The sequence below is a fragment of the Nocardia sp. NPDC050697 genome (genome assembly GCF_040654395.1).
Classification (GTDB): Bacteria; Actinomycetota; Actinomycetes; order Mycobacteriales; family Mycobacteriaceae; genus Nocardia.
The window spans coordinates 347,582-369,114 of the sequence record NZ_JBFAHY010000006.1 but is presented as its reverse complement, the minus strand read 5'-3'; the positions used below and the strand labels follow the sequence as shown (position 1 = coordinate 369,114).

The 21,533-nt window shown below is 71.4% G+C and carries 22 protein-coding genes; 14 read left to right on the top strand and 8 right to left on the bottom strand.

The window, feature by feature from the left end; all coding sequences use genetic code 11:
- Nucleotides 1-11 precede the first annotated feature (11 nt).
- From AB0H71_RS22695 to AB0H71_RS22655, 9 genes are all read left to right on the top strand, one after another.
- Entirely contained in the window at nucleotides 12-791 is a 780-nt protein-coding gene (locus AB0H71_RS22695; protein ID WP_357024540.1) for a metalloregulator ArsR/SmtB family transcription factor, read from the top strand.
- Entirely contained in the window at nucleotides 788-2,224 is a 1,437-nt protein-coding gene (gene sufB / locus AB0H71_RS22690) for a Fe-S cluster assembly protein SufB (protein WP_357024225.1), read from the top strand. Before AB0H71_RS22695 ends, sufB begins: the two co-directional genes overlap by 4 nt.
- Nucleotides 2,224-3,399, top strand: a complete 1,176-nt coding sequence (sufD, locus tag AB0H71_RS22685) for a Fe-S cluster assembly protein SufD (RefSeq protein ID WP_357024222.1) — start codon at nucleotides 2,224-2,226, stop codon at nucleotides 3,397-3,399. The genes sufB and sufD overlap by 1 nt, the downstream gene beginning before the upstream one ends.
- Before the next feature lie 32 nt (nucleotides 3,400-3,431).
- On the top strand, nucleotides 3,432-4,202 hold the full coding sequence (sufC, locus tag AB0H71_RS22680) for a Fe-S cluster assembly ATPase SufC (RefSeq protein WP_357024220.1): 771 nt from the start codon (nucleotides 3,432-3,434) through the stop codon (nucleotides 4,200-4,202).
- Nucleotide 4,203: 1 nt separating this feature from the next.
- Nucleotides 4,204-5,460: a cysteine desulfurase gene (locus AB0H71_RS22675; protein WP_357024217.1), complete on the top strand. Its 1,257-nt coding sequence runs from the start codon at nucleotides 4,204-4,206 to the stop codon at nucleotides 5,458-5,460.
- A 3-nt stretch (nucleotides 5,461-5,463) separates the two neighbouring features.
- A complete protein-coding gene (sufU, locus tag AB0H71_RS22670; protein ID WP_357024214.1) occupies nucleotides 5,464-5,925 on the top strand; it encodes a Fe-S cluster assembly sulfur transfer protein SufU in 462 nt (153 codons plus the stop codon).
- Entirely contained in the window at nucleotides 5,922-6,287 is a 366-nt protein-coding gene (locus AB0H71_RS22665; protein WP_357024211.1) for a metal-sulfur cluster assembly factor, read from the top strand. The genes sufU and AB0H71_RS22665 overlap by 4 nt, the downstream gene beginning before the upstream one ends.
- 110 nt (nucleotides 6,288-6,397) lie before the next feature.
- A complete protein-coding gene (locus AB0H71_RS22660) occupies nucleotides 6,398-6,838 on the top strand; it encodes a DUF4189 domain-containing protein (RefSeq protein ID WP_357024208.1) in 441 nt (146 codons plus the stop codon).
- A gap of 62 nt (nucleotides 6,839-6,900) precedes the next feature.
- Nucleotides 6,901-7,401, top strand: a complete 501-nt coding sequence (locus tag AB0H71_RS22655) for a GNAT family N-acetyltransferase (RefSeq protein WP_357024206.1) — start codon at nucleotides 6,901-6,903, stop codon at nucleotides 7,399-7,401.
- Nucleotides 7,402-7,503: 102 nt separating this feature from the next.
- Here AB0H71_RS22655 and AB0H71_RS22650 read toward each other — a convergent pair whose 3' ends face one another.
- Nucleotides 7,504-8,871 (bottom strand): FAD-dependent monooxygenase, encoded by a 1,368-nt coding sequence (locus AB0H71_RS22650; RefSeq protein WP_357024203.1) that lies wholly within the window; start codon nucleotides 8,869-8,871, stop codon nucleotides 7,504-7,506.
- 85 nt (nucleotides 8,872-8,956) lie between these two features.
- On the opposite strand from AB0H71_RS22650, the gene AB0H71_RS22645 reads away from it, so the two are divergent.
- Both AB0H71_RS22645 and AB0H71_RS22640 read left to right on the top strand, forming a co-directional pair.
- Nucleotides 8,957-9,550, top strand: a complete 594-nt coding sequence (locus tag AB0H71_RS22645) for a helix-turn-helix domain-containing protein (protein ID WP_357024200.1) — start codon at nucleotides 8,957-8,959, stop codon at nucleotides 9,548-9,550.
- Nucleotides 9,551-9,564: 14 nt separating this feature from the next.
- Nucleotides 9,565-10,281 (top strand): siderophore-interacting protein, encoded by a 717-nt coding sequence (locus AB0H71_RS22640; protein ID WP_357024198.1) that lies wholly within the window; start codon nucleotides 9,565-9,567, stop codon nucleotides 10,279-10,281.
- Here the strand turns inward: AB0H71_RS22640 and AB0H71_RS22635 are convergent.
- On the bottom strand, nucleotides 10,256-10,870 hold the full coding sequence (locus AB0H71_RS22635) for a dihydrofolate reductase family protein (protein ID WP_357024196.1): 615 nt from the start codon (nucleotides 10,868-10,870) through the stop codon (nucleotides 10,256-10,258). The two genes, AB0H71_RS22640 and AB0H71_RS22635, sit on opposite strands and share 26 nt — an antisense overlap.
- A 51-nt stretch (nucleotides 10,871-10,921) precedes the next feature.
- Nucleotides 10,922-12,415: an alpha/beta hydrolase domain-containing protein gene (locus AB0H71_RS22630; RefSeq protein ID WP_357024193.1), complete on the bottom strand. Its 1,494-nt coding sequence runs from the start codon at nucleotides 12,413-12,415 to the stop codon at nucleotides 10,922-10,924.
- Between the two features lie 423 nt (nucleotides 12,416-12,838).
- Here AB0H71_RS22630 and AB0H71_RS22625 point away from each other — a divergent pair, with 423 nt between their 5' ends.
- Nucleotides 12,839-13,021, top strand: coding sequence for a hypothetical protein (locus AB0H71_RS22625; protein ID WP_357024190.1), 183 nt, complete (start codon nucleotides 12,839-12,841; stop codon nucleotides 13,019-13,021).
- Nucleotides 13,022-13,378: 357 nt separating this feature from the next.
- The gene (locus AB0H71_RS22620) at nucleotides 13,379-13,627 is read left to right on the top strand and encodes a hypothetical protein (RefSeq protein ID WP_357024187.1); all 249 of its coding nucleotides are present in this window, start codon (nucleotides 13,379-13,381) and stop codon (nucleotides 13,625-13,627) included.
- Between the two features lie 166 nt (nucleotides 13,628-13,793).
- On the opposite strand, the gene AB0H71_RS22615 is transcribed toward AB0H71_RS22620, so the two are convergent.
- The 5 genes from AB0H71_RS22615 to AB0H71_RS22595 all read right to left on the bottom strand — a co-directional run bounded on the left by AB0H71_RS22615 (nucleotide 13,794) and on the right by AB0H71_RS22595 (nucleotide 18,909).
- Complete coding sequence (locus AB0H71_RS22615) at nucleotides 13,794-15,326, bottom strand: acyl-CoA synthetase (RefSeq protein ID WP_357024185.1); 1,533 nt, start codon at nucleotides 15,324-15,326, stop codon at nucleotides 13,794-13,796.
- Nucleotides 15,327-15,417: 91 nt separating this feature from the next.
- Nucleotides 15,418-16,101, bottom strand: a complete 684-nt coding sequence (locus tag AB0H71_RS22610; RefSeq protein ID WP_357024182.1) for a hypothetical protein — start codon at nucleotides 16,099-16,101, stop codon at nucleotides 15,418-15,420.
- Between the two features lie 2 nt (nucleotides 16,102-16,103).
- On the bottom strand, nucleotides 16,104-17,393 hold the full coding sequence (locus AB0H71_RS22605; RefSeq protein WP_357024179.1) for an acyl-CoA dehydrogenase family protein: 1,290 nt from the start codon (nucleotides 17,391-17,393) through the stop codon (nucleotides 16,104-16,106).
- Between the two features lie 2 nt (nucleotides 17,394-17,395).
- Nucleotides 17,396-18,022: a TetR/AcrR family transcriptional regulator gene (locus AB0H71_RS22600; protein WP_357024538.1), complete on the bottom strand. Its 627-nt coding sequence runs from the start codon at nucleotides 18,020-18,022 to the stop codon at nucleotides 17,396-17,398.
- A 146-nt stretch (nucleotides 18,023-18,168) separates the two neighbouring features.
- Complete coding sequence (locus AB0H71_RS22595) at nucleotides 18,169-18,909, bottom strand: glucose 1-dehydrogenase (protein WP_357024176.1); 741 nt, start codon at nucleotides 18,907-18,909, stop codon at nucleotides 18,169-18,171.
- Between the two features lie 152 nt (nucleotides 18,910-19,061).
- Here AB0H71_RS22595 and AB0H71_RS22590 point away from each other — a divergent pair, with 152 nt between their 5' ends.
- The gene (locus AB0H71_RS22590; protein WP_357024173.1) at nucleotides 19,062-21,251 is read left to right on the top strand and encodes a malate synthase G; all 2,190 of its coding nucleotides are present in this window, start codon (nucleotides 19,062-19,064) and stop codon (nucleotides 21,249-21,251) included.
- Nucleotides 21,252-21,533: the final 282 nt, after the last annotated feature.

Sequence of the window (21,533 nt, the reverse complement as noted above, 5' to 3'; positions counted from 1 at the left end):
TTGTGAAAACCGTGGATTTGCGGAACGACGACGACGGAACCGGCCGCCCGGCCGGCGCCGCGCCCGCCGCTGTCCCGGTCGAGGGCCAGACCCGCGCCGCCATCGTGCAGCTGCTGCTGGAGGAGGGGCCGATCACCGCCACCGCCGTCGGCACCCGGCTCGGCTTGACGCCCGCGGGGGTGCGCAGGCACCTGGACGCCCTCATCGAGTCCGGGCAGGCGCGGGCCAGCCGCTCGGCGCCGTGGCAGCAGCGCGGCCGCGGCCGCCCGGCCAAGCAGTTCCAGCTCACCGCGGCGGGCCGAGGCCGGATGGGGCACGCCTACGACGACCTGGCCGGCGCCGCCATGCGGCGGCTGCGTACGCTCGGCGGCCAGCAGGCCATCCGGGATTTCGCGCGCGATCGGGTCGAGGCCATCGTGGGCGAGGTCGAGCCGCTGGCGCACGACGACCGGCGCGATGCCGGTGAGATCACGGAGAAGGCCGAGGAGATCGCGGGCGCCTTCGCCGGCGCCGGCTTCGCGGCCACCACCAGGAAGGTCGGCGCGGGTGTGCAGATCTGCCAGCACCACTGCCCGGTCGCGCACGTCGCCGAGGAGTTCCCCGAGTTGTGCGAGGCCGAGCTGACGGCCTTCCGGGAGCTGCTCGGCACCCATGTGCAGCGCCTGGCGACCATCGCCAACGGCGACTGCGCCTGCACCACCCACGTTCCGCTGCTCGTACGCGCACCGAAAGCCACCGCCGCCCAGCCCGCGGCGGTCACTACCGAGAACTCCGGAAGGAGTGCCGAATGACGACGACCACCGACCAGGTGCAGCCGCTGTCCCAGGAGGAGACCATCGCGTCCCTGGGCACCTACGGCTACGGCTGGGCCGATTCGGACGCGGCGGGCGCTGCCGCGCAGCGCGGCCTCTCCGAAGCCGTCGTGCGCGACATCTCGGACAAGAAGAGCGAGCCGGAGTGGATGCTCGACGTGCGCCTCAAGGCGCTGCGCATCTTCGACCGCAAGCCCATGCCGAACTGGGGCTCCCAGCTCGACGGCATCGACTTCGACAACATCAAGTACTTCGTGCGCTCCACCGAGAAGCAGGCCGCCTCCTGGGAGGAGCTGCCGGAGGACATCAAGAACACCTACGACAAGCTGGGCATCCCGGAGGCGGAGAAGCAGCGGCTGGTCGCGGGTGTCGCCGCGCAGTACGAGTCCGAGGTGGTCTACCACCAGATCCGCGAGGACCTGGAGCAGCAGGGCGTCATCTTCCTCGACACCGACACCGGTCTCAAGGAGCACCCGGAGATCTTCCAGGAGTACTTCGGCTCGGTCATCCCGGCCGGTGACAACAAGTTCTCCGCGCTGAACACCGCGGTCTGGTCCGGCGGCTCCTTCATCTACGTGCCGCCCGGCGTGCACGTGGACATCCCGCTGCAGGCCTACTTCCGGATCAACACCGAGAACATGGGGCAGTTCGAGCGCACCCTGATCATCGTCGACGAGGGCGCCTACGTGCACTACGTCGAGGGCTGCACCGCGCCGATCTACAAGTCCGACTCGCTGCACTCCGCGGTGGTCGAGATCGTGGTGAAGAAGGGCGGCCGCTGCCGCTACACCACCATCCAGAACTGGTCGAACAACGTCTACAACCTGGTCACCAAGCGGGCCAAGGCGGAGGCGGGCGCGACCATGGAGTGGGTCGACGGCAATATCGGCTCCAAGGTCACCATGAAGTACCCGGCGGTCTGGATGACCGGCGAGCACGCCAGGGGCGAGGTGCTCTCCATCGCCTTCGCCGGCGAGGGCCAGCACCAGGACACCGGCGCGAAGATGCTGCACCTGGCGCCGCACACCTCCTCGAACATCATCTCGAAGTCGGTGGCGCGCGGCGGCGGGCGGGCCTCCTACCGCGGCCTGGTGCAGGTGAACAAGGGCGCCTACGGCTCCAAGTCCACGGTGAAGTGCGACGCGCTGCTGGTGGACACGGTGAGCCGCTCGGACACCTACCCCTACGTCGACATCCGCGAGGACGACGTCACCATGGGGCACGAGGCGACCGTCTCCAAGGTCTCCGAGGACCAGCTCTTCTACCTCATGAGCCGCGGCCTCACCGAGGACGAGGCGATGGCCATGGTGGTCCGCGGCTTCGTGGAGCCGATCGCCAAGGAGCTGCCCATGGAGTACGCGCTGGAGCTGAACCGGCTGATCGAGCTGCAGATGGAAGGGGCGGTCGGCTGATGCCCGCCGAGAACGTGGCCGAGGCCGTCGAGGTGCGGCCCGCGGTCAACAAGGGTGAGGTCTTCACCTCCTTCGACGTCGATGCCTTCGAGGTGCCGTCGGGCCGGGACGAGGCGTGGCGGTTCACCCCGCTGCGCCGGCTGCGCGGGCTGCACGACGGCACCGCGACCCGCGACGGCAGCGCGACGGTCGAGGTCACGCCGGTCGACGGTGTGACGATCGAGACCGTCGGCCGGGACGACGCCCGCCTCGGCGCGGCCGGAACCCCCGCCGATCGCGTTGCCGCGCAGGCCTACTCGGGCTTCGAGCAGGCCACCGTGCTGTCGGTCGGCGCCGAGGTCGAGGTCGCCGACCCCGTCACCGTGACGATCACCGGTCCGGGCGAGGGCCACACCGCGTACGGCCACCTCCAGGTGCGGCTCGGCAACTTCGCCACCGCCACCGTGGTGATCGACCTGCGCGGCAGCGGGACCTACGCGGAGAACGTGGAGTTCGTGCTCGGCGACAGCGCCCGGCTCACCGTGGTCGCGGTGCAGGACTGGGCCGACGACACCGTGCACGTCACCGCGCACCACGCGCTGCTCGGCCGGGACGCCACGCTCCGGCACGCCGCCGTCACGCTCGGCGGCGACCTGGTGCGGCTCACCGGCACCGTGCGCTACGCGGGCCCCGGCGGCGACGCCGAGCTGCTCGGGCTGTACTTCGCCGACGCGGGCCAGCACTTCGAGCAGCGGCTGCTGGTCGACCACGCGGTGCCGAACTGCAAGTCGAACGTGCTCTACAAGGGCGCGCTGCAGGGTGATCCGGAGTCGCCGAAGGGCGATGCCCGCACCGTGTGGGTCGGCGACGTGCTGATCCGCGCCGCGGCCGAGGGCACCGACACCTTCGAGCTGAACCGCAACCTGGTGCTCACCGACGGCGCCCGCGCCGACTCGGTGCCGAACCTGGAGATCGAGACCGGCGAGATCCTCGGCGCCGGGCACGCCTCGGCCACCGGCCGCTTCGACGACGAGCAGCTCTTCTACCTGCGCGCCCGCGGCATTCCGGAGGACGTCGCCCGCCGCCTGGTGGTCCGCGGCTTCTTCCACGAGATCATCCAGAAGATCGCGGTCCCCGAGGTGCGGGAGCGGCTGGAGGCGGCCATCGAGGCCGAGCTCGCCGCCATCGGCGCCTGACACCCGACCCCACAGCCCCCGAAGGACATTCGATGACCACCCTGGAAATCAAGGACCTGCACGCCGAGATCACGACCCCCGAGGGCGAGACCAAGGAGATCCTCAAGGGCGTGAACCTCACCGTGAAGTCCGGTGAGACGCACGCCATCATGGGCCCCAACGGCTCCGGCAAGTCCACGCTCTCCTACGCCATCGCCGGTCACCCCAAGTACACCGTGACCTCCGGCTCGATCACCCTGGACGGCGAGGACCTGCTCGCCATGTCGGTGGACGAGCGCGCCCGCGCCGGGCTCTTCCTCGCCATGCAGTACCCGGTCGAGGTGCCCGGCGTCTCCATGTCGAACTTCCTGCGCACCGCCGTCACCGCGGTCCGCGGCGAGGCCCCCAAGCTGCGGCACTGGGTCAAGGAGGTGAAGGAGTCGATGGGCGAGCTGGAGATCGACGCCGCCTTCGCCGAGCGCAGCGTGAACGAGGGCTTCTCCGGCGGCGAGAAGAAGCGGCACGAGATCCTGCAGCTCGGGCTGCTGAAGCCGAAGATCGCCATCCTGGACGAGACCGACTCCGGGCTGGACGTGGACGCGCTGCGGATCGTCTCCGACGGCGTCAACCGCTACCAGCAGCAGGAGAACGGCGGGGTGCTGCTGATCACGCACTACACCCGCATCCTGCGCTACATCCAGCCGGAGTTCGTGCACGTCTTCGTCGGTGGCCGGATCGTCGCCGAGGGCGGCGCCGAGCTCGCCGACGAGCTGGACGCCAATGGCTACGTCCGCTTCACCCAGACCGCGACCGCCGGAGCCTGACATGACCGCAGCACCCGAGCGCGTGCTCGACGTGGCACGGATCCGGGCCGACTTCCCGATCCTGAGCCGCACGGTGCGCGACGGAAAACCGCTGGTGTACCTGGATTCCGGGGCCACCGCCCAGCGCCCGGAGGCGGTGCTGGACGCCGAGCGCGAGTTCCTCGTCACCCGGAACTCGGCGGTGCACCGGGGCGCGCACCAGCTGGCCGAGGAGGCCACCGACGCCTACGAGGGCGCGCGCGCCGATATCGCGCGCTTCGTCGGCGTGGATGCCGGTGAGATCGTCTTCACCAAGAACGCGACCGAATCGCTGAACCTGGTCACCTACGCCTTCGCCGACGACCGCTTCCCGTACCACGTCGGCCCCGGCGACGAGATCGTCATCACCGAGCTGGAGCACCACGCGAACCTCGTGCCCTGGCAGGAGCTCGCGCGGCGCACCGGTGCCACCCTGAAGTGGTACGGCGTGACCGACGACGGCCGGATCGACCTGGACTCGCTGGAGCTGAGCCCGGCCACCAAGGTGGTCGCCTTCACCCACCAGTCCAATGTCACCGGTGCCGTGGCGCCGGTCGAGGAGCTGGTGCGCCGGGCGAAGGCCGTCGGCGCGCTGGTCGTGCTCGACGCCTGCCAGTCGGTGCCGCACATGCCGGTCGACTTCCGCGCGCTCGGCGTCGATTTCGCCGCCTTCTCCGGGCACAAGATGCTCGGCCCCTCCGGCGTCGGCGTGCTCTTCGGGCGCCGCGCGCTGCTCGAGGAGACCCCGCCCTTCATCACCGGCGGCTCCATGATCGAGACCGTCACCATGGAGCGCAGCACCTACGCCCCGCCGCCGCAGCGCTTCGAGGCGGGCGTGCCGATGACCTCGCAGGTGGTCGGGCTGGGCGCGGCGGTGCGGTACCTGGAGGCCATCGGCATGGACGCCGTCGCCGCGCACGAGCACGCGCTGGTGGACGCCGCGCTGGCCGGGCTGTCGGGGATCGAGGGCGTGCGGATCGTCGGCCCCGCCGAGAACGTGGAGCGCGGCGGCGCGGTCGCCTTCGTGGTGGACGGCATCCACGCGCACGACGTCGGGCAGATCCTGGACGACCAGGGCGTCGCCATCCGGGTCGGGCACCACTGCGCCTGGCCGCTGCACCGGCGCTTCGGCGTCGCGGCCACCGCCCGCGCCTCCTTCGCCGTGTACAACACCCTCGACGAGGTGGACGCGCTGGTGGCGGCGGTGCGGAAGGCCCGCGAGTTCTTCGGGGTTGCCTAGACCATGCGCATGGAGCAGATGTACCAGGAAGTGATCCTGGACCACTACAAGCACCCGCACCACCGCGGGCTGCGCGAGCCGTACGGCGCCGAGGTGCACCACGTCAACCCGACCTGCGGTGACGAGGTGACGCTGCGGGTCGCCATCGACGATGCCGGTGAGATCGCCGACGTCTCCTACGACGGCCAGGGCTGCTCGATCAGCCAGGCCAGCACCTCGGTCCTCACCGACCAGGTGATCGGGCTGCCGGTGCAGCAGGCCATGAAGGTGGTCGACTCGTTCAGCGAGATGATCTCCAGCCGTGGCACCGTGGAGGGCGACGAGGACGTGATCGGCGACGGCATCGCCTTCGCCGGCGTCGCCAAGTACCCCGCCCGCGTCAAGTGCGCCCTGCTGGGCTGGATGGCGTTCAAGGACGCGGTGGTGCGCATCGAGGATCAGCAATCGAAGGGAAGCGGGTCATGACCGAGACACCCGACACCACCACGCCGGAGCCCGCGCTCTCGGCCGAGGACAGCAAGCTGCTGGAGGATCTCGAGGAGGCGATGCGCGATGTCGTCGACCCCGAACTCGGCATCAACGTCGTCGATCTCGGGCTGGTCTACGGGCTGAAGGTGGAGGAGGACGTCGCCGTGCTGGACATGACGCTGACCTCCGCCGCCTGCCCGCTCACCGACGTCATCGAGGACCAGTCGCGCAATGCGCTGGTGCGCAGCGGGCTGGTCGAGGACCTGAAGATCAACTGGGTCTGGATCCCGCCGTGGGGGCCGGACAAGATCACCGACGACGGCCGCGAGCAGCTGCGCGCGCTCGGCTTCACCGTCTAGCCGAAGCTTCTGCGCGGCAGCGGTTTCGGCCGCTGGACAACGGGGAGCACCGCGGAGATGATTCTCGCGGTGCTCCTCGTCGGTGAGGGGCTGAGCTGGAGGTTCGTCCCGTGTCCCTGCCGCCGCTGTCCCGGTCGGTCGCCGGAGTCGTCGCTACCACGGCGGCGCTGCTCGGCGCCGGAATCTCCGCCCCGGCGGGCGCGGTACCGCCGAAGGGGCTCTACTACGGCACGGTTTCGCTCTCCGAGTCCACCGGCGTGGTCGCCGTCTCGACCGACCAGCGGAGCTGGGTCGCCGCCGACGCCGAGGCGATCAAGAACTGCGGGGTCTACGACTGCCGGATCGTGCTGCAGTACGCCGACGGCTGCGCCGCCGTCGCCCGCGGCGCGGACGGGCGGTTCGGCTGGGCCGCGGCACCGTCGCGGCCCGAGGCGGAGTCCGCCGCCATCGCCGGGCTGGGCGAAACCGCCCCGCCGTTCCCCGATCTCGGCAGCGCCTCGCCGCGCCCCGCCGTGCTCACCACCTCCGCCTGCACCCGCAACGCGCTCTGACCCGACCCGCCGGGAAGGGGGTCGGTTTGCTTGAACATCGCTCGGTTGCCGATCATGGTTCCGTGCTGGTTTCCGATGGTGTGATCGCCCTGCGCCCGATCACGGTGACCGATGTCCCGGCGCACCTCGCCGGAGCGGACGCCGCGCTGGTCCGGCTCTGGCCGGAGCTCGGCGCCGAGGATTCGGCGACCGAGCACTTCGCCGACAGCGCCGCCGCCTGGGCCGCCGACGGCCCGGCCCGGCTCTTCGCCGTCACCGAACTCCCGGCCGCCGAGCTCATCGGGCTGCTCGACATCCGGCTGGCCCGGCCCTACCTGGCCAAGGGGCAGGCCAGTATCGAGTACGGGGTGTACCCCGAGCGGCGCGGTCTCGGCCTCGCCACCCGGGCCGTCATCCTCGGCTGCCGGTACCTGGCCGCGCTCGGCACCGTCGAGGAGGCGGTGATCCGGGTGGACCCGGGGCACAGCGCGTCGGTCGCCGTCGCGCGGCGGGCGCGGTTCCGCTACAGCCACAGTGCCACCGATGGGGACGATCGGGTGGACTGGTACCTCCAGGCCATCTGAGCCCCGCGCCGCGCGGGTATCGAGGTGCGGTGCGCACGGCTCGGCGGATATCGCCGGGCGGCGGGGTGCGGTCCACCGCCTCCTTCCGCGGCCAGGCTTCGCTCAGGCCACCCGTGCGGTGAGCGCGCGGGTGATGCTGCTGCCTGCGCCGCGCAGCGCGGATTCGAGAAGCGCGCCCGCGTTGGCGGCGCCGATCCGGGCCAGCAGCTCCGGGGTGAGCAGCGAGGAGGGCCGCTCGACCAGCCCGATCACCTGGAAGAGCGCCGCGGCGACCCGCGGATCCCGCTCGGCCGCCACCAGAATGGGATCCAGCGCCGCGACCGCCGCCCGCGCCACCGGCCCCTCCGGCGTCACGTGCGGCATGGCGCCGTCGGCCGCCACCGTGAGCTGCCAGGCGTGGTCGATCTCCGGCCGCACCGCCCGGTAGAAGCGGCGCGCCAGATCGCGGGTGCCGCCCTCGAGCACCGTGCGCAGCACCGCCATCTGGATCGCCGCCACCGTCATCCCCTGCCCGTACACGGGGCTGAAGCTGCACAGCGTGTCCCCGGTGACCAGCAGCCCGTCCGGGAAGGACGGCAGCCGCTCGTACCGGCGGCGCAGGTTCGCCCGGTACCGGAAGGAGGCCGACGGCTCGGGGTACTCGGCCCCGGCCAGCGCCGCCACTACGTCGTCCGGCGCGAAATGCGCCGCGTACGAGGCGAAATCGGCGGTGTCGACCGGCGGCTTCTCCCCGCCGAACCCGATGAGCGTCACGATGTGCCGTCCGCCTTCGACCGCGAACATCGCCAGCGCCCGCGGCGGCGCCGTCCGCACCCCGGCGGTAATGCTCAGCTCCCCGGCCAGCGCCCCGGCGGGCAGCCTGGCGAACGCGCTGGTGTAGACGATATCGATCGGCGTCCCCTCCTCGTCGGGCCGCGCGTACCCGAACCGCTCCAGCCAGGAGTTCACCGCGCTGCCCCGCCCCATGGACGCCACCACCAGATCGGCGTCGAGCCGGCGGTCACCGTCGCCGTCGCGCGCCAGCACCCCGGTGACCCGCCCGCCGCGCGGCTCGTGCGAGAGGTCGAGCGCCGCCACCCCGTCCCGGATCTGCACTCCCGGCAGCGCCGCCACCCGCGCCCGCACGTGGTGCTCCAGGTGCGGCCTGCTCGCCTGCAGCGCCACGTGCCCGGTCGCCGCCCTGGCCAGCTGATGCCCCGCCACCGCGAACCGCACCTGCTCCAGCGCCGCGCACTCCACCGCCCCCGAGGCCACCAGCTCCGCGCGCAGCCCGGGGAAGAACTCCTCCAGCAGCGCCGCGCCGCGCGGGAGCAGCCCGTGCACGTGTTTGCCCTGCGGCACCCCGCGCCGCGCCCGCGGCTCGGCCGGCAGCCGGTCGCGCTCCAGCACCGTCACCCGGTCGACGTGCTCGGAGAGCACCCGCGCGGCCAGCAGCCCGCCCATTCCCGCACCGAGCACGATCGCGTGCATGCCGGACCTCCTGATCACCGAACTGAGACCGATCGACCATAGAGTCTCATATGGTGTCCCGGCAAGGGCCGGGCATAATGACCCTGTGACCCGGAATGCCGAGCTCCTGGAGCAGACCGCCCTGGAGATGATGAGCGAGATCGGTCTCGACGCGCTCACCCTCGCCGCGGTGGCCCAGCGCGCGGGCGTCTCCCGCGCGACGGCCTACCGCGAGTTCGGCGACAAGAACGGCATGATCGGCGCCGTCGCCCGCGCCGAGGTCGCGGCCATGATCGCGCTCGGCTACCGCGAGGTCGAGCTCTTCGCCCCGCTTCCCGAGGTGGTGCACGCCGCCGTCCGCTTCGCCCTGACCCACCTGCGCGGCCACCCGGTGATCCGCCGGGTCCGCGACCACGAGCCGCGCTGGCTGCTCGATGTCGCCATCGCACAGGGGGATTCGGCCTCGACCCTGGTCGAGACGGTGAGCGCCTTCGTCGTACCGATCGTCGGCGCCCGCCCGGATGCCCACGCCCTCGCGGTGCCGCCGGAGCAGGCCGCCGAGATCATCGTCCGGATCGTGCTCTCGCACATCCTGATCCCGCGCAGCGGGCTCGCCGACGACGAGATCGCCGCCACCGCCGTCCGTGCCGTGGTGCGCGGAGCGGAGCGGCAATGGGGTTCTCCGAACGCCAATGGTTAGGCTAACCTGACTTTATGAGCAAAGGACTCGAAGGCCTCATGATGAAGGCCTACCGTGCGGACGACTACAAGCTGACCGTCACCTCGGTCCGCTCCATTACCGACAAGTACATCCGGGTGGGCTTCAGCGCGCCCGGCCTGCTCGCCGACTACCCGGTGCATCCGACCCAGTGGATCCGGATCTGGTTCGACGACGGCAAGGGCAACTACCGCCAGCGCGGGTACACGCTGGTGGACCAGGACCCCGAGAACGAAACCTTCGGCGTCGAGTTCGCCCTGCACCACGGCCCCGCCTCGGTGTGGGCGCAGAACGCGCAGGTGGGGGAGGTGCTCGAGGCATCGGCGATGAAGAATATCGGCGCCTCCAACTTCGCGATCCCGGAGCCGGTGCCCGCCGAGTTCGTGCTCTTCGGCGACACCGCCTCGCTGCCCGCCGTGAACTCGCTGCTGCGCGCCATCGGCGACACCCCCGCGCGGGTGTGGCTGGAGTGGCAGTACGACTCCGACCCGACGCTCCCGGTGCACGCGGGCCCGCGGCACGAGGTCACCTGGGTGCAGCGGGTGGACGACGGCAGGCTGCTGCGCGAGGCCGCCGAGGGGATCACCCTGCGGCAGGGCACCTTCGGCTGGGTGGCGTGCGACGGCCGCACCACGCGCTCGATCGTCAAGACGCTCAAGACCAAGCACGGGCTCGGCAAGGACTCGATCAAGTTCCAGGCGTACTGGAAGTGATTCCCTCGTAGACCAGGTGGCAGGCATTGCCGGAGGGCAGCACCTGCCGCTGCCGGTAGTGGCGCCGGGTGCCGGGCCGGAAGAGCGGCGTGCCGCCGCCGAGCACCAGCGGCGCCAGGTGCAGCCGCAGCTCGTCGACGAGCCCGGCCTCGACTGCCCGGCCGATCAGCTCGCCGCCGCCCATGAGCACCACCGCGCCGTCCCCGGCCACCGCGGCGGCCCGCTCGATCGCCGACGGCAGTGAATCGGTGAAGGTGACGCGCAGCCCGAGCTCGCGCACCAGCCTGCTCTCGGCCGGGGCCGCGCGCGTGACCACGAAGAACGGCGGCGTGCCCGCCTCCTGCGCGCCGTACCCCATCTCGGCGGTCCAGCCGCCGGGGCCGTCGACCACGTCGTACAGGCCGCGGCCCATGATCACCGCGCCGCTGACGGCGGTGGCGCCGCGCAGGATCTCGCTGTCCACCTCGTCCCGTTCGCTCACCCAGGCGTGCAGCTCCTCGGCGTCGCCGAGCCCGCGGCCGGGGCCCGCGCCCGCCCCGGTGACGTAGCCGTCCAGGGACATGGTGATGTCGGCGATCACGGTCGTCATGGCGGTTCCTCTCGATCGGTTATCGGTATCGACGGAGCGGGGCGCGCCGATTCATCGACCGCAGCGCGCGGGCTGTCTCTCCGGTGGGGTGGTGCCGAATTCCGGGATGGCGGAGTCGCAGGCCCGGGTGAGCAGGTCGCGGCCGTCGGCCGGGGTGAGGAATCGCTGGTCGACCGCTTCGGTGATGGCGTCGGCCATGCGCTGTATGTAGTCGGCGTGCGTGGGGTAGAGCTGCCGTAGCCGTTCGGGGGTGAACGGTGTGGTGGTCCCGGCCGCCACGCAGGCGCTGCCGTGGTAGGCCGCCACCGGGACGTTCATCGGCGGCAGCCGCAGCCCGCCGGCGGCATTGCCGTCCGCGTCGCGGACCAGGGCGAAGGGCGCGCCCAGGATGCCGGGGACGTCGATGCCGCCGAGCTCGGGGTTGACGGCGTTGAGCAGGGTGCCGAAGCCGTCGCGTACGGCCGGGCCGAGGTCGAGGGTGCCGCCGGTGAACACCAGCGGGGGCGAGTCGGGTGCGGGTTCGCCGGTGCGTATCCAGTGCCGTACCGCTTCGATGGCGGCGGCCACGACGTAGCGGCGCGGGAACTGGTTGTTGCCCACGCAGGTGGTGGAGAGTCCCGGTCCTTCCTGTCCGTAGTCGCCGCTGGCCCGCTCGACGGCCTCCTGCTCGGCGCGGGAGCGCAGCGGTGCGCCGAGGAAGGTGCGCCCGGCCCAACCCGCGGCGTCGGCGAGCAGCCAGTGGTCGGTGTGCGCGAGTCCGGCCACCGACCAGGTGGCGTGGTTCGGGGCGCGGACCGGGTCGGGTCGGGCGGACTCCTCGCTCCACACCGTCACCGTCGGCACCCGGTAGGTGGTGGGTTTCGCGGTGTGGCCGTCGGCGTCGATGAGGAAGCCGTCGATCACCCGGGCGGCGTCGTCGGCGCCGGAGCGGATGTAGTTGTCCAGGGCGATGGCGGACTGGGATTCGCCGACGGCGATGACCTCGCGGGTCTCGGGCACGAGGTCGCGGGCCGCGCGGGCGGCCTGGGAGAAGATGTCGTCGGCGTAGAGGTCGCCGGGGTGGTGCAGTGAGCCGTAGCGCTGCGGGTCGAAGCCCTTCAGCGACATCGGCGTGCACAGTGGGGAATCCGCGACGCCCATGGCGCAGACACCGGCCTGCTGCGCGGAGACCTGCACGTAGGTGTGCCCGGATTCGAGGAGGTGCCGGTAGGCCCACATGAGCTCGACCGGGGTGTCCACCTGGCCGGTGACGTTGGCCCACTCCAGCACCGTGGTCCCGCTGAACCGGGCCGGGTCGGTCGGCCGGTAGACCAGGATCCGGGTCGTGAACGGCGCGGGCGGGGCCGCCGGATCGATGAACGAGCGCGCGGTACCGGAGACGAAGTACTCGGTGGCGCCGTAGCCGTACTCGTCCAGCCGGAACGGTGCCTCGAAGAGTGGTTTGCCGTCGGTGAGCGGGACGACGGGTGCCGCGACCGCTGGTCCCGCTGCGGTGAGGAGGCACAGGGTCAGCAGCGCGCCGAAAAGTCTCCGGAGATAGAACACCCGGCTCAGAGTAGAAGGTGATTGCGCAGAAGCGCAGAAGTTCATATCCCTCGGTTGAGATGCCGATTCATGCTGTCAGGCACAGCATGACCGAGCTCCTGGGCTGGTCAGGGCTTATCCGGTGGGCCTTGTTCGGGCCACAGCACAGCGAGCACGAGCGCGATCAAAAGCAGGCCGATAACTACTATCCACCCCGCCGCGATCACGACCAGCCCGTCTGTTCCATCAACGTCACGGCCATGAAGTACCGGGGGCCAGTGCTCTGCGTGGATGGCCATCAGGGGGGTGCGCGTGCGACCGCCTGCGGGCGATCCTGTGCGAGGGCGAATACGTGCGCGCCGAGGAGCCCGGGGCGATCACCGATCTGCGAGCCGCCATGCGGCGGATCAACGACGAAGACCGGAAGGCAACGGCCGCAAAGCGTTGGCGAAGCTGCCGACGCTGATTCGCAAGACCTACGATGCGTTGCACCACAATGCCGACCCGGCCGTCTACGAGGTGCTGTGCAGCGCCTACAACGCGGCCGATCGGATGTGCAGGCGCTTCGGCTTCATGTCACTCACGATCCCCGCGATCGACCGCTACGACTGGGCCGCGCTGCGGTGACCCCCTCGCCTCGGCTGCCGGCAAGGTGATGCGCACGCGGCTGCTGGTCTAGCAGGACAGCACCGCCCTCGCCCTGACCCTTGTGGACAAGGTGATCACGGAATCGCCCGGCGAGAGCGAGGGTGCGCTGTCGGTAGCGGGGGCCGCGCACCTGGCCGGAGCGGTGGCGGCAGCGCGGGGCTGCGGCTGGACACAGCCCGCGATCACCTCGCGGAGGCGCGCGACATCGGCCGGCGGCTGGGGCATGAGACGCGGTCCTACGAGACGTTATTTGGCCCGGTCAATACCGAGATTCACGCGGTCGGTGTCGAGCTGGAGGCGGGCGATCCGGGGCGAGCTGCCCGGGACGGCTCCGCGTTGACGCTGCCCGCCTCCATCGTGCCGACCCGCGCCGGTCACCACTGGCAGGACGTGAGCCGCGCATGGCTGCTGGTCGGCAAACCGGACAAGGCGCTGGACGCGCTGAACCGGGCCCGCCGGATCGCGCCGCAACAGACCCGCCTGCACCCGGCCGTCCGGGAAACGGTTCACGGCATCGCCGCCGCGCAGCGCAGGCAGACCCACAGCCTCACCGGGTTCGCCTCGTGGCTCGGCATGCAGGTCTGACCACTTTCTCACCCGGATCAAGGGCGGCGCTGCTCCCGGTGAGCACCGTCCGGAAGGTCACCGACACGCGGCGCCCCCGCGGCACCCAGAGCCGCCCATCCCGGCAGCGAGCTCGGACGCGGCCGGGGACGGCGGTCGTCACCCCTGCGCCGACCCGGAAAGCGGCTCACACGTACCGTGCGCGCAACTTACCCTTGACCAGCTTCCCGGTAGGCGTACGCGGCAGATCGTCCGAGAAGTCGACGGTGCGCGGCACCTTGTAGTGCGCGATCCGCTCGCGCAGATACCCGCGCAACTCCTCGGCGAGCGCCGGACCCGGCTCGGCGCCGGGCGCGGGCTGCACGACGGCGAGCACCGACTCGCCCATCTCCTCGTCCGGGACTCCGATCACCGCCACGTCCAAAACTTCGGGGTGCAGCGCCAGCGCGTCCTCCACCTCCTGCGGGTAGATGTTCACCCCGCCCGAGATGATCATGAACGCCTTGCGGTCGGTGAGGAACAGGAACCCCTCCTCGTCCAGGTACCCGATATCGCCGGTGGTGGTCCAGGCCGGGTGTGCGGGGTGCACCGCCTCGGCGGTCTTGGCCGGGTCGTTGTGGTAGGCGAACGGCACCTCCTCGCGCTCGAAGTAGACGGTGCCGATCTCGCCGACCGGCAGCTCTGCGCCGTCGTCCCCGCAGATCCGGATGGTGCCGAGCCCGGCCGTGCCCACCGACCCCGGCTTGCGCAGCCACTGCTCGCTGTCGATGAAGGTCGCGCCGTTGGCCTCGGTGGAGGCGTAGTACTCGAACAGGATCGGGCCCCACCACTCGATCATCGCCCGCTTGACCTCGACCGGGCACGGCGCCGCCGCGTGCACCGCCACCTTCAGGCTCGACACGTCGTACTTCTCGCGAACTGCCCGATCCAGTTTGAGCATGCGCACGAACATGGTCGGCACCCACTGGCTGTGCGTCACCCGGAACCGCTCGATCGCGGCCAGCGCCTGCTCGGCGTCGAACCTGCGCATGATCACCAGCGTCCCGCCGAGCGCGTGCACCACGCCGCCGAAGCGCAGCGGCGCCGCGTGGTAGAGCGGGGCGGGGGAGAGGTAGACGGTGTCGCTGTCGAAGCCGTACAGCGGGCCGAAGATGGCGGTGTAGGTATCGCCGGGGGCGTCGCCGACCTGCCGGTCCGGCAGCGGCTGCCGAATCCCCTTCGGCCTGCCCGTCGTCCCGGACGAGTACAGCATGTCCGCGCCGCGCGGCTCGTCGTCCCTCGGCTCCGCCGACGCGGCCGCCAGCGCCGCCTCGTACGACCCGAACCCCGGCGCCGCCCCGCCGAACGCCAGCCGCAGCTCCACCCCCGGCGTCTGCGGCAGCACCTCCGCCGCGACCTCGGCCAGCTCCGCCGAGGCGATCAGCGCCCGCGCCCCGCAGTCGTTCACGATGTAGGCGATCTCGGGCGCCGACAGGTGCCGGTTCACCGCCGTGATGTAAAGCCCGGATCGCAGCGCGGCCCAGTACACCTCGTACACCTTCGGGTCGTTCCCGGAGAGCAGCGCGAGGTGATCGCCCCGCCGCAGCCCGGCCTCGTGCAGGTGCCGCGCGAGCCGCACCGAATTCTCCTCCAGCTGGCGATAACTGAGCGTCTCCCCGGTCTCGGCCACCACCACCGCGGCCTTGTCCGGAAAACGGTCGACGTGTGCGCCGGGGTACATGCGGCTCCTCGGGGGCGAGCGGGAGGTGTGCTGTGCTGAGCGGAGAATAGCGGAAAGTGAACCGGGGTTCCGGTGATTGCGCAAGGAAGCGCTACCGGTCGAGCAACCGCGAGGCGCCATTGTCCGCGACGGCGGTCCACCGCTCCGGGTCGCCCGGGTCCACCCACAGCCGGACCCGGTCGCCGACCGCGAGCGGCCGCGCCGGGTCCTGGTGCGCGGGCAGGGTGAGCACCCGCTCGCCGTACTCGACGGTGATCCGGGTGAGCTTCGGGCTCGGGGTGCGCCGGAACCGGGCGAGCCCGTCGTCGGTGATCACCGCCTCGCCCTCCAGGCCGCGGGTGCGGAGATCGAGGCGTCGCGTTCGGCGCCTGCGGGCGCGCAGGTGGGTGAGGAGGGCGGCCAGACCGGCGGCCGCGCCGATGGCGGCGGGCAGCCGGGCGAAGGGCGAACCGTCGGCCAGCAGTACCAGGGCCGCGCCGAACGCGGCGGCGGCGCCGAGTTCGAGCGGCCCGAGTACCCGGCCGGGTTTGGTGCCGAGCGCGGTGTGCACCCGCCAGATCGCGGTGAGCAGCAGCGCGGGGAAGATGATCCAGACCCCGGCGAGCAGCGCCAGGATCCAGATCGGGCTGCCGCCGACGACGGTGGCGCCGTGCGCGGCGAGCGCGGCGGCGAGCACCGCGGCCACCAGGACGGCGAGCTGCAGGGCGGGCGCGGGCGGCCGGCGCCGCGCACCGGCCATCCGGTCGCGCGGGGCCGGGTCGAGAGCTGCGTTCACCGCTACAGACTGCCCACCGCGTGCTCCAGCCGCCGCGCGACCAGATCCCTGGCCCGCTCGCGCAGCGCGGGGCGGTAGCCGGAGGGGTACACCGGGTCGCCGGGGGCGTAGGTCTTCAGCACCTCGCGGGCCAGCGTGATCTTGTGCACCTCGGTCGGGCCGTCGGCCAGCCCCATGACCTCGGCATAGGTGAGCATGTCGACGAAGGGCAGGTCGTCGCTGACCCCGACGGCGCCGTGCAGGTGCAGCGCGCGCTGCGCGACGTCGTGCATGACCTTCGGCATGGCGACCTTGATGGCGGCGATGTCCCTGCGCACCTTCAGGTAGTCGCGCTCCCGGTCGATGCGCCACGCCGTGCGCAGCACGAGCAGCCGGAACTGCTCCATCTCGATCCAGCTGTCCGCGATCTTCTCCTGCGTCATCTGCAGCGAGCCGAGCGCGCCGGTGCGCACCTGCCGCGAGACCGCCCGCTCGCACATCAGGTCGAAGGCGCGCCGCACCAGCGCGACCGTGCGCATGGCGTGGTGCACCCGGCCGCCGCCGAGCCGGGTCTGCGCCACCACGAAGCCCTGCCCCTGCGCGCCGAGCAGGTGATCGGCGGGCACCCGGACGTCGGTGAAGCGCAGGTGCCCCTCGTGCTCGCTGAACCCGCGCACGTGGAAGTTCTTCACGATCTCCAGTCCCGGCGTCCCGGCGGGCACGATGAACATGGACATGCCGCGGTGGGCGCCCGCCTCCGGATCGGTCATCACCATGACGATGTGGAAGGCGGCGAACTCGGCGTTCGAGTTGAACCACTTCTCGCCGTTGATCACCCACTCGTCACCGTCGCGCACCGCGCGGGCGGTGAAGAGCGCCGGGTCGGCCCCGCCGGTGGGCTCGGTCATGACGTAGCAGGAGCCGATCTCCCCGGCCAGCAGCGGCCGCAGCCAGCGCTCCTTCTGCTCCGGCGTGCCGTAGTGCGCGAGGATCTCGGCATTGCCGGAGTCCGGCGCCTGGCAGCCGAAGACCGAGGGCGCCCAGACCGAGGTGCCGAGCACCTCGTTGAGCAACGCCAGCTTCAGCTGGCCGAAGCCGGGGCCGCCCAGCTCCGGGCCGAGGTGGCAGCCCCACAGTCCGCGCTCCTTCACCCGCTGCTGCAGCGGGCGCAGCAGCGCCATGGCCTCGGTGTCGGTGCGGTCGTAGGGGTTCGGGTAGAGCAGGTCGAGCGGCTCGACCTCGGTGCGGACGAACTCCGCGGCCCACTCCAGCTCTGCCCGGTACTCCGGATCGGTCTCGAAATCCCACGCCATGGTCAACCTTTCGTGCTGTCCCCGACGACGAGGCCGTCGAGCAGGGTGCCCGCCAGGATCTCGGCGATCGCGGCGGGGGTGTGCGGCCCGTGCGGGCGGTACCAGGAGGAGACGGTGTTCAGCATGCCGAGCATGCTGTTGGTGACGACGTGGTCGGCGGTGCGCAGCGCGCCCGCCGCGTACCCGGCGTCGACGACCGCCTGCCAGCAGCGCTGCAACCGGTCACGGAGTTCCTGCAGGTCGGTGGCGCGGTCGCCGGTGAGCGCGGTGACGTCGCGCAGCTGCACCGCGACCGCGCGGCGGTGCGCGACGATCAGCTCGACGTGCGAGCCGATGAGCGCGCGCAGCGTCGTCACCGGGTCGTCGCCGCGGGCGCGGATCCGCTCGGCCGCGGTGAGCATGAGCGTGGTGTAGTCGCGCAGGATGTGCCACAGCAGCTCCTCCTTGGAGCCGATGTGGTAGTAGAGCGCGCCGCGCTGCACCCCGGCCGCGGCGCCGATCTCGGCCACCCCCGTGCCGTGGAAGCCGTTGCGTGCGAACAACTCCGCCGCCGCCGCGAGGATCCGCCGCCGCGTCTCGGCCGCGGTCGACTCGGTCGCGGGCGGCCGCCCCCGCCTGCGAGCGGGCATGGGCTCCGCCGCGCCGGGATCGCTCGCCCGCGCGCTGCCTCGGGCAGGTGCGGGGTCGGTGATCCGGGCGGTAGCGGGATCGCCCGCGGTCGTGGCGCTGCTCGTCCGCGCGGAGGTGTCGCCGCTCACCCCGGGCGGCGGCCCTTTCACCGCCACCCACCGTCCAGCGCCAGCACCGCGCCGGTGACGAACCCCGACCCGTCCCCCGCGAGATACAGTGCGGCGCCCACGATCTCGTCCGGCTTCCCGACCCGGCCGAGCGTGCTGCGCCGCTCCAGCTCGGCGCGCAGCTCGTCCGGCCAGGCGGCGGCGATATCGGTGTCGAAGGGCCCGCAGCGGATGGTGTTGACCCGCACCGCGGGCCCGTAGGTCCGCGCCAGCCCGCCGGAGAGCGCCTCCAGCCCGGCCTTGGCGGCGGCGTACGGCACCGCGTGCGGCTCCGGATTCGTGGCCTCGATGGAGGAGATATTGATGATCGAGCCGCCGCCCGCCGCCGCCATCCGCGCGCCGACCAGCGCGCCCAGCCGGAACGGCCCCTTGAGGTTCACCGCGATCACCTTGTCGAACAGCGCCTCCGGCACCTCGGCCAGGCTCGGGTAGAGCGGCGAGGAGCCCGCGTTGTTCACCAGCACATCCACCCGGCCGAACTCCCCGTACGCCGCCTCGACCAGCGCATCGCACTGCTCCCAGTGGCTCACGTTGCAGGCCACCGGCAGCGCGCGCCGTCCGTGCTCGGCGCGGATCCGCTCGGCCACCGCGGCGCAGGACTCGATCCGGCGCCCGGCGAGCACCACATCGGCCCCGGCGGCCGCGAAGGCCAGCGCCATCTCCGCGCCGAGCCCGCGGCCACCGCCGGTGACCAGTGCGACCTTGCCGTCCAGCGTCATCGCCGACCTCCTCGTCCCGCCACTAATGTTCCGACCAGTACATTAATCCGGCGCTGACTAGTATCAGGGGGGCGCGACCCCGGCGTGGCTTTTACCGACGGGTAACATGACAGCGACTTTTTCCATCGGCCTTCTCGGAAGCGAGGCAGTAGATGACAGAGCGGGTTCAGGTCGGCGGACTCCAGGTGGCCGGCGTTCTCCACGCGTTCATCGAGAACGAGGCCCTGCCCGGAACCGGCGTGGATTCCGCCGCGTTCTGGGCCGGCGCCGAGCGGGTGATCACCGAGTTCGCGCCGCGCAACCGCGCGCTGCTGGCCGAGCGGGACGAGATCCAGGGCAAGCTGGACGCCTGGCACAGCGAGCACCCCGGCGCCAAGTACGACAGGGCCGCCTACAAGCAGTTCCTCACCGAGATCGGGTACCTGCGCCCCGAGCCGGCCGATTTCGAGGCGACCACCGCGAACGTCGACGACGAGATCGCCGTCACCGCGGGCCCGCAGCTGGTGGTGCCGGTGAGCAACGCGCGCTTCGCGATCAATGCCGCCAATGCCCGCTGGGGCTCGCTCTACGACGCGCTGTACGGCACCGACGCCATCCCGGAGGAGAACGGCGCCGAGAAGGGCACCGGCTACAACCGGGTCCGCGGCGACAAGGTCATCGAGTGGGCGCGGAACTTCCTGGACGACTCGGTCACCCTGATCACCGGGTCTCACATCGGCTCCACCTCGTACAAGATCGTGGACGGTGAGCTGGAGGTCGGGCTGGAGGACGGCACCGAGATCGGGCTGGCCGACGCCTCGCAGCTCGTCGGCTACCTGGGCACCCCGGAGGCCCCCACCTCGGTGCTGCTGAAGCACAACGGCCTGCACATCGAGATCCAGATCGACCCGGAGTCGCCGATCGGCAGCACCGACACCGCGGGGATCAAGGACGTGGTGCTGGAGTCCGCGGTCACCACGATCATGGACTTCGAGGATTCGGTCGCGGCGGTCGACGCCGAGGACAAGACGCTCTGCTACCACAACTGGCTCGGCCTGATGAAGGGCGATCTCGCCGAAGAGGTCAGCAAGGGCGGCAAGACCTTCACCCGCACCATGAACCCGGACCGCGTCTACACCGCGCTGGACGGCTCCGAGCTCACCCTGCACGGCCGCTCGCTGCTCTTCGTGCGCAATGTCGGCCACCTCATGACCTCGGACGCCATCCTCGACCCCGAGGGCAACGAGGTGCCGGAGGGCATCCTGGACGGCCTGATCACCTCGCTCATCGCCAAGCACGCGCTGCGCGCCGACGCGAAGCTCAAGAACAGCCGCACCGGCTCGGTCTACATCGTCAAGCCGAAGATGCACGGCCCGGACGAGGTCGCCTTCACCAACGACCTCTTCGCCGCGATCGAGGACGTGCTCGGCCTGGAGCGCAATACCCTCAAGGTCGGCATCATGGACGAGGAGCGCCGCACCACGGTGAACCTCAAGGCCGCCATCCAGGCCGCCGCCGCCCGCGTCGTCTTCATCAACACCGGCTTCCTGGACCGCACCGGCGACGAGATCCACACCTCCATGGAGGCCGGGCCGATGGTCCGCAAGGCCGATATGAAGGCGCAGCAGTGGATCCTGTCCTACGAGGACTGGAACGTGGACACCGGCCTCTCCGTCGGGCTGCGCGGCCGCGCGCAGATCGGCAAGGGCATGTGGGCCATGCCGGACCTCATGCGCGACATGCTGGCGCAGAAGATCGGCCACCCCAAGGCCGGTGCCAACACCGCGTGGGTGCCCTCGCCCACCGCCGCCACCCTGCACGCCACCCACTACCACCTGGTCGACGTGCTGGCCAGGCAGAAGGAGCTGGTCAAGGGCGGCCGCCGCGCCGACGTCGACCAGATCCTGCAGATCCCGCTGGCCGCCGAGCCGAACTGGAGCGACGAGGAGAAGCGCCAGGAGCTGGACAACAACTCGCAGTCCATCCTCGGCTACGTGGTGCGCTGGATCGACCACGGCGTCGGCTGCTCCAAGGTGCCCGACATCAAGGACGTCGCGCTCATGGAGGACCGCGCCACCCTGCGGATCTCCAGCCAGCTCATGGCGAACTGGCTGCGGCACGGCATCGTCACCGAGGACGAGGTGGTGGCCAGCCTGGAGCGGATGGCCCCCGTGGTCGACCGGCAGAACGAGAACGATCCCACCTACCGCCCGCTGGCCCCCGATTTCGCGGGCAGCGTCGCCTTCCAGGCGGCCAAGGAGCTGATCCTGGAGGGGACCAAGCAGCCCAACGGGTACACCGAGCCGATCCTGCACCGGCGTCGTCGCGAGGCGAAGGCGTTGGCCGCCAAGAACGGCAGTTAGTCACCCCCGCGAACGCCCCCGGCCGGATTTCGGCCGGGGGCGTTCGCGTTGTGCGGGGCTCGCGGGCTGCGGGTGGGACCCCGGACGCGAGGTTTCCGGTACCGGGGGTTTCGGGTTGCACGTGCGGGGTCGTTAGGGTGGACGGCGCACCAACCGAACGATCTGGAGGTACCTATGGGAAGCGTTGTTCTCGACATCTTCGCGCTGCTGGCCAACCGGGCCGCGGAGTTCTGGAACTGGACCGTCACCGGCTCCGCGGGATTCCCCCCGCTCTGATGCCCG